General features: G+C 69.1%; 11 protein-coding genes. 7 read left to right on the top strand and 4 right to left on the bottom strand.

What is annotated here, in order from left to right; genetic code table 11:
* Both D7W79_RS31050 and D7W79_RS31045 read left to right on the top strand, forming a co-directional pair.
* A partial coding sequence (locus D7W79_RS31050) for a CapA family protein (protein ID WP_147442136.1) occupies window positions 1–1,011 on the top strand: 1,011 nt, incomplete at its 5' end.
* Between the two features lie 214 nt (window positions 1,012–1,225).
* Window positions 1,226–2,503, top strand: a complete 1,278-nt coding sequence (locus tag D7W79_RS31045) for an MFS transporter (protein WP_120528994.1) — start codon at window positions 1,226–1,228, stop codon at window positions 2,501–2,503.
* Between the two features lie 12 nt (window positions 2,504–2,515).
* On the opposite strand, the gene D7W79_RS31040 is transcribed toward D7W79_RS31045, so the two are convergent.
* Window positions 2,516–2,848, bottom strand: coding sequence for an ArsR/SmtB family transcription factor (locus tag D7W79_RS31040; RefSeq protein ID WP_120528993.1), 333 nt, complete (start codon window positions 2,846–2,848; stop codon window positions 2,516–2,518).
* 56 nt (window positions 2,849–2,904) lie between these two features.
* On the opposite strand from D7W79_RS31040, the gene D7W79_RS31035 reads away from it, so the two are divergent.
* The 5 genes from D7W79_RS31035 to D7W79_RS31015 all read left to right on the top strand — a co-directional run bounded on the left by D7W79_RS31035 (window position 2,905) and on the right by D7W79_RS31015 (window position 7,616).
* Entirely contained in the window at window positions 2,905–3,342 is a 438-nt protein-coding gene (locus D7W79_RS31035; protein ID WP_120528992.1) for an SRPBCC domain-containing protein, read from the top strand.
* Between the two features lie 69 nt (window positions 3,343–3,411).
* A complete protein-coding gene (locus tag D7W79_RS31030; protein ID WP_120528991.1) occupies window positions 3,412–4,431 on the top strand; it encodes an alpha/beta fold hydrolase in 1,020 nt (339 codons plus the stop codon).
* A 10-nt stretch (window positions 4,432–4,441) separates the two neighbouring features.
* A complete protein-coding gene (locus tag D7W79_RS31025) occupies window positions 4,442–5,350 on the top strand; it encodes an AraC family transcriptional regulator (RefSeq protein WP_120528990.1) in 909 nt (302 codons plus the stop codon).
* 15 nt (window positions 5,351–5,365) lie between these two features.
* On the top strand, window positions 5,366–5,788 hold the full coding sequence (locus tag D7W79_RS31020) for a VOC family protein (RefSeq protein WP_120528989.1): 423 nt from the start codon (window positions 5,366–5,368) through the stop codon (window positions 5,786–5,788).
* A 34-nt stretch (window positions 5,789–5,822) separates the two neighbouring features.
* Window positions 5,823–7,616 carry an alkaline phosphatase D family protein gene (locus D7W79_RS31015; RefSeq protein WP_158617089.1) on the top strand — a complete coding sequence of 598 codons (1,794 nt, stop codon included), beginning with the start codon at window positions 5,823–5,825 and terminating at the stop codon, window positions 7,614–7,616.
* 3 nt (window positions 7,617–7,619) lie between these two features.
* Here the strand turns inward: D7W79_RS31015 and sitI6 are convergent, their stop codons facing one another.
* The 3 genes from sitI6 to thrA all read right to left on the bottom strand — a co-directional run.
* A complete protein-coding gene (gene sitI6 / locus D7W79_RS31010) occupies window positions 7,620–8,345 on the bottom strand; it encodes a SitI6 family double-CXXCG motif immunity protein (RefSeq protein ID WP_120528987.1) in 726 nt (241 codons plus the stop codon).
* 29 nt (window positions 8,346–8,374) lie between these two features.
* Window positions 8,375–9,025, bottom strand: a complete 651-nt coding sequence (gene sitA6, locus D7W79_RS31005) for a SitA6 family polymorphic toxin lipoprotein (protein WP_120528986.1) — start codon at window positions 9,023–9,025, stop codon at window positions 8,375–8,377.
* 24 nt (window positions 9,026–9,049) lie between these two features.
* A partial coding sequence (gene thrA, locus D7W79_RS31000) for a bifunctional aspartate kinase/homoserine dehydrogenase I (protein ID WP_120528985.1) occupies window positions 9,050–10,987 on the bottom strand: 1,938 nt, incomplete at its 5' end.

Genomic DNA, 10,987 nt, shown 5'->3' with positions numbered 1-10,987 from the left:
CCCCCGCCCCCGGGCGCGAAGCTACGCATCCGCGCCACGGGTGACCTGATGCTCGGCACCACCGTGCCGGAGGGCTACCTGCCCCCCGAGGGCGGCGGCAGCGTCATCGCGGCCGTGCGCCCCCTGCTGGAGGACGCGGACCTCACCTTCGTGAACCTCGAGGGACCGCTCTGCGACACCGGCCGCACCACCAAGTGCCGCTCCCCCGCGAACTGCTACGCGTTCCGCTCTCCCACGTCCTTCGGCGAGTACCTCAAGCAGGCCAGCGTGGACGTCGTCTCCACCGCGAACAACCACTCCGGCGACTTCGGCGAGGAGTGCCGCCGCGCCACCGAGTCCACGCTCGACGCGCTGGGCATCGCCTGGAGCGGTCCGCCGGGCAGCGTCGCCACGCTGGAGCGCAACGGCCTGAAGATCGGCCTCGTGGCCTTCCACACGTCCGCGGGCTGCAACCACCTCAACAACCTGCCTGGCGCCACCGCGCTGGTGAAGCAGACCGCCGCCACGCACGACATCGTCATCGTCTCCTTCCACGGCGGCGCGGAGGGCGGCAAGGCCCTGCACGTCCCGCCCGGCAAGGAGATGTTCTTCGGCGAGGACCGCGGCGACCTGCGCGCCTTCACCCACGCGGTGGTGGACGCGGGCGCGCACCTGGTGCTCGGCCACGGCCCGCACGTCGCGCGCGCCATGGAGTTCTACCAGGGCCGCCTCATCGCCTACTCCATGGGCAACTTCGCCACCTACGGCCGCTTCAACCTCAAGGGCCCGCAGGGCCTGGGCATGATCCTCGAAGTGGAGCTGGACGCGAACGGCCGCTTCTCCACCGGCTGCATCCTCCCCACGAAGCAGGTCGGTGAAGGCATCACCCAGCCGGACCCGGACGCCAACGTCGTCTCGCTGGTGAAGAAGCTCACCGCCGAGGACTTCCCCGAAACGGGCGCCCGCATCGCCGACGACGGCCGCCTCTCTCCGCGCAAGTCGCCCGTCACGGCCTCCAGCGCCACGCCGTAGCGCCGCGCCTTCACGACAACGCCGTACCCACACCCACGGAGCGCCGCGCCTCCGTGGGTGTTTTGCATGTCACGCATCGCGCATCACCGTCAGGGAATGCGCGCTTTGTTGAAGCCGGGCTGCTGCCTGGGCTGCCGTGCGCTTCATTGCGCCTCCAAGCGTGCCGCGCCGTGCAAGGCGCGAGCGTACGGCGTGCGCTAAGACAGACTCCGACGTGCCTGCCCATCGACTCCCACGACTGACGTCCCTGCGCCCGTTCGACTCCCCCGGCTACTTCGCGGTGTGGCTGGGCGCGCTCATCTCCAACATCGGCACCTGGATGGAGACGGTGGCGATGGGCGTGTACGTCACGCAGACCACGGGCAAGGCCGAGTGGACGGGCGCCGTCGTCGCGCTGTCGTTCCTGCCGGCGGTAATCCTCGCACCGGTGGGCGGCGCGCTGGCGGACCGCTTCGACCGGCGCGCGTACGCGGGGCTGGGCGCGCTGCTGCAGGCGGCGCTCGCGGCGGTGCTGACGGTGCTGGCGTTCCGCGGACAGCTGTCGGTGTCCGCCATCGGCGTCATCTCGTTCCTCAACGGGTGCGTGAGCACGCTCACCTATCCGGCCTTCTCCGCGCTGCTGGCGGAGTTGGTGCCGCCGGAAGACCTGCACCTGTCCACCAGCCTCAACTCCGCGCAGTTCAACCTGGGCCGCATCCTGGGCCCCACACTGGCCGCGGTGGTGTTGCAGGCGGGCGGACCCGCGTGGGCGCTGCTCGCGAACACGCTGTCCTTCTTCGCGGTGCTGGTGGCGCTGTGGCGCGTGGTGCCGCCGGCGCGGGACCCCGCCGTGAAGCGCGAGCCGCTCTGGGACGGCATCCGGCGCGGCATCACCGTGGCGCGCGACGACGAGGACATCTCCCTGGTACTGGCGGCCACCTTCTTCGTGGCCGCGCTGGTGGCGCCCTTCATCGGCCTGGTGCCGGTGTTCGCCATCCGCGAGCTGGGCCAGGGCGCGGCGGCCACGTCGCTGCTGGTGACGTGCCAGGGCGCGGGCGCGGTGACGGCGGCGCTGGGCGTGGGCACGCTCGCGGAGCTCTTCGGACAGCGCAAGCTGCGCGGCTACTCGGCGACGACCATCGCGGTGCTGGCGGGCGTGTACTGGCTGGCGCCCACGCTCCAGGTGGCCGCGGTGTGCATCTTCTTCCTCGGCGCCAACTACCTGGTGCTGATGAGCAGCCTGAGCGCGTCCTGCCAGGGCCGCGTGCCGCGCGAACTCCAGGCGCGCATGGGCAGCCTCTACAGCATGGTGCTGGGCGCGGGCTATTCGCTGGGCGTCTGGTTCCAGGGCGCGCTCGCGGACCGCATGCACCTGCGCTTCGTGACCATCGGCTCCGCGGCCATCTTCCTCGCGCTGGTGCTCACCACGCGGCTGCTCAAGCCCGCGCGCTTCGAGAACGAGCCCCTGGCCCAGGCCGCGGACGTACAGCCGTTCTCCGACAGCGCGCACTGACGCGCGCCCCCGTCAGTCCCCCTCCAGGTCCCGCTTCAGCTTCGACAGCAGCTTCACCGCGTGGGTCGCGTAGGAGCTGATCCACCGCGCGTGGATGTCCTGGATGGGCGCCGCGTTGAGGTGGTTCCACCGCGTGCGCCCCTCCTTGTGGGACAGCACCAGCTCCGCCTTCTCCAGGACCTTGAGGTGCTGCATCACGGTGCAGCGGTCCAGGGTCTTCTCGAAGTGCTCGCACAGTTCCCCCGTGGTGCGGGGCGCGTCCTTCAACAGGTCCAGGATGGCCCGCCGGCGCGAGTCCGCCAGCGCCTTGAAGATGAGGTCGTCCCGGTCGTCACTCCTTGACATGTTATATTTCTATAACCTATTTCGGGACTGGACCAGTTCACGGCAAGGGGTGGCGAATGGAGCCGAAGTTCCAGGTACAGCTGAAGATCCGCAAGCCGGTGGCGCAGGTGTTCGAGGCGGTGGTGAACCCCGCGAAGCTGAGCGGCTACTTCGTGAAGACGAGCAGCGGTCCGCTGGCGGCGGGCACGACGGTGAAGTGGAGCTTCGCGGAGGCGCCGGGCGAGTTCGACGTCATCACGCGCGAGGTGGTCCCCAACGAGCGCATCGTCTTCGAGTGGCCCGCGGACCGCGGCGCCCTCACGCGCGTGGAGATGTCCTTCGTGCCGCTGGACGCAGGCAACACGATGGTGAAGGTGAGCGAGTCCGGGTGGAAGCCGGATGAGAAGGGCTTCGAGGCGTCCTACGGCAACGCGGGGGGCTGGATGCACATGATGCTCTGCCTCAAGGGCTACCTGGAGTTCGGCATCAACCTCCGGGAGGGCGGAGCGCTCTGAAATCCGCGACGCGGGGGAATGTCCCGGCCACACTGCCGTTCCCGCGCGTCCCGTTCCCGAAGGAGCCCCATGTCCTCCGTCCGCGTCCCCGCCCTGCTGCTCTCCGCCCTGCTGCTCTCCGCTCCGGCCGCGAACGCGCAGGAAGCGAAACGCGCGCCGGAGGCGCTGGGGCTGGGGATGGAGGGCTACCCCTACCCTGCCCCCGTGCAGTTCCTGCCCGTCAAGCTGGAGGGTCAGGACCTGCGCATGGCGTACATGGACGTGAAGCCCACGGGCAACGCCAACGGGCGCACGGTGGTGCTGCTGCACGGCAAGAACTTCTTCGGCGCGTACTGGAAGGACACGATTCGCGTCCTCACCGGCGCGGGCTACCGCGTGGTCGTGCCGGATCAGATCGGCTTCGGCAAGTCGTCCAAGCCGGCCATCGCGTACAGCTTCCACACGCTCGCGTCGCTGACGAAGCAGGTGCTGGACACGGTGGGCGTGAAGCAGGCCGTGGTGGTGGGCCACAGCATGGGCGGCATGCTCGCGACGCGCTTCGCGCTGATGTACCCGGAGGTGACGACGCAGCTGGTGCTGGAGAACCCCATCGGGCTGGAGGACTACCGCGAGAGCGTCCCGTGGAAGTCCACCGAGGACCTCTACCAGGAGAACCTCAAGGCCACGGAGGAAGGGCTGCGCAAGTACCAGCGCGGGTACTACGTGAAGTGGAAGCCCGAGTACGACGAATACGTCCAGGTCCTCTACCGCCAGACGCTCAGCGGCGAGTACCCGCGCCTGGCCTGGGTCTCCGCCGCCACGCAGACGATGATCTACGAGCAGCCCGTGGTGCATGAGTTCCCGAACGTGAAGGTGCCCACGCTGGTGGTGATTGGTCAGGAGGACCGCACGGTGGTGGGCAAGGGCAGCGTGCCGCCCGCGCTGTTGCCGAAGCTGGGGCAGTACCCCGCGCTGGGGAAGAAGACCGCCGCCGCCATCCCGGGGGCCACGCTGGTGGAGCTTCCGAACGTGGGCCACATCCCCCACTTCGAGTCGCCGGAGAAGTGGCACGCGGCCCTGCTGGACTTCCTGCGCAAGGTTTCGAAGTAGTCTTTCGCGAATGCATCGCGTCCGGGTGGTACGCCACGCGTCCGAGCGCGGCGGTTGGGAGATGGCGCTGGCCACGCCGCCGCCGGCGCTGGCGCCGCTCGTCCGGGACTACTGCGGCTATCGCGAGGCCATGCCCCAGCCGATGCGCCGGCAGGAGCTGCCCGGCGTGCAGGTGGTGCTCATCCTGGAGTTCGGTCCCCTGCTGAAGCACCTGGACGACGCGGGCCGGGTGATGCGCCACCGCTCCGGCTTCGTCGCGGGCCTGGACGAGCGCTGGAGCACCACCGAGCACGGCGGCGTGTCCCACGGGCTCCAGGTGAACCTCACGCCCCTGGGAGCCCGGAGTGTCTTCGGCGTGCCCATGCACGAGCTGTCCCACCGCGTGACGGGCCTGGAGGACCTGTGGGGCGCCGAGGCGCGGCGGCTGGTGGAGCAGCTGGAGGAGGCGCCGGACTGGGAGACGCGCTTCGCTCGCGCGGACGCCTTCCTGCTCCAGCGCGTGGAGCGCGGTCCGAAGGTGGAGGCCGGGGTGCGGTGGGCGGTGGAGCGCATCCAGCGCACGGGAGGCCAGGTGGACATCGCCACGCTGGCGGGTGAGCTGGGGCACAGCCACAAGCACCTCATCCACCAGTTCCACGAACAGGTGGGACTGCCTCCGAAGCGGCTGGCGCGCCTGCTGCGCTTCGACCGGGCGGTGGAGCGCATCAAGGCCGGGGGCCCGGTGCGCTGGGCGGAGTTCGCGCTGGAGATGGGCTACTTCGACCAGGCGCACCTGAACCGGGACTTCCGCCAGTTCACCGGGGGGCCGCCGTCCGCCCTGCTGCGCCGCTCGCTGCCCGACGCGGGGGGCTTCGAATCCGGCTCGCAGGTGAAATCCGTACAAGAAGCGCCGGAGGGGGATGGGCAGGATGCGCGGTGAAAGGAAGACACACCCATGTCCATGCCCCTGCCCAGCATCTATCCCTTCATCCACTACGCGGACCCGGAGGCCGCCCTGCGCTTCCTGAAGCAGGCCTTCGGCTGCGAGGAGCGGGTCGTCTACCGCAAGCCTGACGGCGCCATCGCCCACGTGGAGCTGACGTTGGGCCATGGGCTCGTGATGTTCGGCGGCGCGGAGGGCGGCCGGCTGAAGATGGCCGCGTCGAAGCAGGTGCCGCTGAAGAACCTGGGCATCTACGTGGTGGTGACGGACCCGGATGCGCTCTACGCGCGGGCCAAGGCCGCGGGCGCGAGCATCGCGATGGAGCTGCACGACACGGACTACGGCTCGCGGGACTTCAGCGCGCTGGACCCGGAGGGGAATGTCTGGAGCTTCGGCACGTACCAGCCGCTCGCCGCGCCTCCGCCCAAGGGGTGAGGACAGGAGGGGGCGTCCATGCAAGGCTTTCCCCATGAAGCTCTTGCTGGGACCCATCCTGTACGCCAGGGCGCAGGCCACGCCGGACCCGAAGTCCCACGACGTGTGGAGCTTCTTCGTCAACGTGTTCCTCGACAGCACGTCGGCGAAGGAGCCCCCGGCGCTGCGGTTGTGTTTCCAGGACGCGCGGGGCCAGCGGGTTGCTGTATTCGACCAGGTGACGGCCGCGGTGGACTTCACCGCGTTGCCCGAGAACACCCGGGGCGTGGTGTGGCGCTGGGAGGTCGTCCTGCCGCGAACGGACGTGGCCCAGCGGCTGTCCTATCAGTTCGAATCGCCAGACACGCCCGGCGTGCCGGTGACCTTCGAGCGTCCGCCGCCGCGAGATGACCGGCCGTGGTCCTCGCGGGTCATCCCGCCGGAGCCGCTGGTGGTGTCCGACGTGGTCGTCCCCGCGAAGGGCGTGTCGCCGAACATCGCGTTCTTCTCCTGCAACGGCGCCAGCCGTGCGAGTGATTGGAGCGACCTGGCGCAGCCCTTCGCGCTCTGGGAGCGGATGCTCCAGCACCACCTCAAGGACCCGACGGATCCAGCGAAGACGCCGGGGTTCCAGCTGCTGCTCGGGGGTGGGGATCAGCTCTACGCGGACTCGTTGCACAACACGATGGATGTGTTGAACGCGTTCATGAAGCTGCCCCGTTCGGAGCGGCTGACGCTGCCGGTTCCGGACGGGCTGTCGGAGCGTCTCCTCGTGGAATACGTCTGGCTCTACCGGGAGCGGTGGGGCGGGAGCCAGGGCATCGCGCCGTTGCTCAGGCGGGTGCCGGGCCTCTTCATGTGGGACGACCACGACATCTTCGACGGATGGGGTTCGCACGAGGAGCTCCAGCGGGCCCCCTGGTACCGGGCCCTCTACAGCGCGGCGGCGCGGACGTTCGAGGCCTTCCAGCGAGGCTCGCTGGATCAGCCGGCGACAGCGCGCGAGCCGGACGACCGGGGCGTGGTGCAGCCCGCGCAGCACTACTTCCAGACGTTCTGTTTCTCCACGGCGGACTGCGACCTGGACGTGGTGTTGCTGGACCTGAGGAGCGGGCGGACCAGCCGGGTGATTGAGACAGGGGACGCGCATCCACAGTCCGAGTTCACGGTGATGAGCCGGTCGCAGTGGGGCGCGTTCGACGCCTGGCGCGAGGAGCACCGCAAGCGGCCGGAGAACGGCAAGAAGGCGAGGCACGTGCTGGTGGTGTCATCGGTGCCGCTGGTGCACCTGCGCTTCGGGCCGGCGATGGAGCGGATGAGCGGGGGAGGCATGGGCCTGCGCGACGACCTGCTGGACCAGTGGGAGTCCGCGGTGCACCGGGGCGAGCGCACGCGGTTGTTGATGAACCTGTTCTCGCTGGCGAAGAAGTCCTACTGCGCGGTGACGGTGTTGTCCGGGGACGTGCACGTGGGAGCCAGGGCGCGAGTGCGTTCACGCAATCCGGATCACCTGGTGCCTGCATTGGGAACGGTAGGGGAGGTGTTCATCGAACAGGCGACATCCTCGCCCATCTTGCACCCGCCGCCGGGGTGGCTCGCGTTCAAGGGGATGCTGGCGTTGTCGGAGGATTCGAGGGAGGACCTGCCAGGGTTCCTGCACACGGAGCTGTTGCCGGTGGGCAAGGAGCTGTACCTGCGGGACCGCAACTGGCTGTCCATCCGGTTGGAGCGGCCCAAGCACCACGACACGACCGCGCGTCCAAAGCTCTGGGTGAAGTGGATCGCGGAGAAGGAACACCTGCCGATGGAGGTGGTGGTGGAGCCACCGCCCTTCCCCACCGTGGGTTGAACGTCAGCGGACCGGGAGCTCACGGAAGGAGATGCCCGTCCATCCGCCCTGCTCCACCGCGTCCTTGAAGCGGTCCGTGCCGATGATCATCGTGCTGAAGTTGCCCACGCGGAACAGGTCCCTGTCCGTGGGCAGCGAGCCACCGTCGAGGATGGGATCCTCCGGACGGCGGAAACCCTGCCTTCCGCAGGTGGGACAGGGCGGCTCCAGGTCTGGAGGAAGGCAGTCACGGTGAAGCAGACCGCCCGGTTCGATCTGGAGCTCAAGGATGTCTGGAGGCGTCTTCTGACGGAACCGCAGCTCCGTCTTGCAGCCCAGGAGTCCACACACCCCTGCGGCCTGGAGACCGTCGAGCGCGTCACGGCGGATGAGCATGAGGGATGTTCCCTGCCAGGTGAACGGCCCGAACTGACCGGAGGCCTGACCTGTGAGCGGACCGAAGCTTGTCCCAGGAGGGAGCGATGCATCCGGTGGCACCAGTGGGCGCGCCAGTTCCCGGAGACGGACGAACTCGTGAAACGGCTCGGGCCGGGGTTCTTCGAATTCACGATGCTCGGGGATGAGCGAAAGGTCCACGGCGGGATACTGGCGTCCCGATCCACCCCACGTCACACCGCAGCCTGGGCAATCCTTGATGCCAGGCAAGAGCCATTTGTGCGCGGCATCGAAGTCTCCGCTGAAACGGGAGGTGGCTGCTTCGTCATCGCGGAGCCAGAAGAAGGAGGGCATGGACCGGCAGGCCTCGAGTGAATGAGCGCTCAGTTGTACTGCTGGATGGGACCGCCCAGGAGCTGGAAGCGATAGATCAGCTCGCCGGCATGCTTGAAAATCTCCTGAGCGGAGGCGGGGTCGTTCGCTTCCTTGAACTCACGCCACGCCTCATTCCACAAGCCACCCTTGGGTCCTCCGCCATGGATACGCCGGTGGACGTGCACTGGGATGGGGATCGTGTACTGGTGGATGTCGATGCCCTTGATCTTGAACCACGCAGCAAGGTCCGGAGCCTGGGGGAAGATGTGGTGCTTCTCGAACCTCCCCGCCGGCAGCTGCCGCATCGGAGGCACGGGCTTCGGGTTCCCGTACCAGGGGAACACCATCACGGGTTCCGCATCGCCCGGCAGACCCATGCTGCCGCCCCAGTTGCGCCGGGGTCCGCTTCCCGGCGCGGGCGCCACCGCCGCGGGTGGCGGCCGAGGCGGCAGTCCCCGCGCCAGCACCACCTCTCCAGGCACGTCCTCGCAGCGGTAGAAGCCGCAGGCCGTGTCCCCACACACCAGGGTCACACAGGCATCCGCGCTCGCGTCAGCGCACTCCGCTTCGGCTTCGTCCCACCGCTGCTGGAGCGGCGTGCTGGACGCGCACGCCGCCATCCACAGCACCAGTGCGCAGAACGTCAGGCTCTTCCTCATGGCGGAAAAGCCTAACACCCACGCTCAGGGCAACGGCCCCTCCACCAATCGCAACACATCCGCCAACACCCCCGCCGCCGTCACCGCCGCTCCCGCGCCGTACCCTCGAATCACCAGCGGCGTCGGGCTGTAGCGCTCCGACAGGAAGCTCAGCGCGTTCTCGCCGCCCTTCACCGCCGCCAGCGGATGCTCCAAGGGCACCGGCACCAATCCCACGCGCACGCCCTCCGGTCCCACGCTGCCCACGTAGCGCAGCACCTTGCCTTCCTTCCGATGTGCGTCCACCCGCCTCTGGAAGAGCTCATCCGCCTGAGGCAGCCGCGCCAGGAACTCCGGCAGCGGTCCCTTCGCGTCGAACTCCTCCGGCAACAGCGACGCCAGCGCCACCTCCTCCAACTCCAGCGTGCGCCCCAATTCGCGCGCGAGGATGAGCACCTTGCGCGCCACGTCCGTGCCCTCCAGGTCGTCTCGCGGATCCGGCTCCGTGAAGCCCTTCTCCATCGCCGTGCCCACTGCCTTCGACAGCGGCACACCGGCCTCTGTCAGCCCCAGGATGAACGACAACGAACCCGACAGGATGCCCTCCACCCGGTGCACCGTGTCGCCCGTGCGCAGCAGGTTCTTCAACGTGTCGATGACCGGCAGCCCCGCCCCCACGTTCGTCTCGTAGAGGAACTTCCGCTGGTGCCGCGCCGCCGTCTCCCGCAGCGCCCTCCAGTGCTCCTGCCGTCCCGAGTTGGCCTTCTTGTTCGCCGTCACCACGTGCAGCCCGGACGCCATCAGCGCGGGATAGCCCAGCGCCACGTCCTCGCTGCTCGTGCAGTCCACGAAGATGGGCCGGCCCGGCCTCCGCGCCTTCGCCCACGCGCGGAATGTGTCCAGCGTGAAGCCGGACTCGCTCGCCTCCAGCCGCGCCTTCCAGCCGTCCAGCGCCACGCCCTCCGGAGCCACCAGGCTGTGTCTGCTATTGGCAATGGCACACACCCGCAAATCCAACCCATGCGCCCGCAGCTTCGGCGCCTGCTGGTGGATCTGCCGCAACAGCTCCCCGCCCACCGTGCCCACGCCCGCCACCAGCAGCTCCACCACCTCCGTGGTGCCAAAGGCCTTGCGGTGCACGTGCGCCATGGCGCGCGGCCCGTCCTCGCGCGAAATCACCGCGGAGATGCTCCGCTCGCTGGACCCCTGCGCGATGGCCGCGATGCTGCAATCCACGTCCGCCAGCGCGCTGAAGAACGTCCCCGCCACGCCCACCCGGTGCCGCATTCCGTCTCCCACGATGCTCAACACCGCGAGCCCCGGCTGGTGCTCGATGGGGTCCACCTTCCCCGCCTCGCGCTCCACCTCGAACGCTTCCTCCAGCGCCTGCACTGCCCGCGTGGCCTCCGCCTCCCCCACGCAGAAGCTGATGGAGGACTCGCTGGAGCCCTGGGTGATGAGCACCACGGAGATGGACGTCCGCGCCATCGCCTCGAAGACGCGCGCCGCCGTGCCCGGGACGCCCTTCAACCCCGCCCCCGCGATGTTGATGAGCGCGATGTCCGGCAGGAACGACAACCCGCGCACCGGGTGCCTCGACGACGGCGCCGTGGCCGTCACCCGGGTGCCCGGATGCTCCGGCCGGAAGCTGTTGCACACGCGCACCGGGATGCCGCGCTCCCTCGCGGGGGCAATCGTCTTCGGATGCAGCACCTTCGCGCCGAAGTAGGCCAGCTCCATTGCCTCCTCGAAGCTCACCTCCTCCAGCGCGAACGCCTCCGGCACCAGCCGCGGGTCCGCGCTGAAGATGCCGTCCACGTCCGTCCAGATCTCCAGCAGCCGCGCATCCAGCGCCGCCGCCGCCAGCGCCGCCGAGTAGTCCGACCCACCCCGCCCCAGCGACATCGTCTTGCCGCGCGCGTCTCCCCCCAAGCTGGCTCTTATACACATCTCCGAGCCCACGAGACATGCGCAGATCTCGTA

Source organism: Corallococcus exercitus (genome assembly GCF_003611585.1).
Lineage (GTDB): Bacteria > Myxococcota > Myxococcia > Myxococcales > Myxococcaceae > Corallococcus > Corallococcus exercitus.
This window is presented reverse-complemented; position numbering and strand designations above follow the sequence as displayed.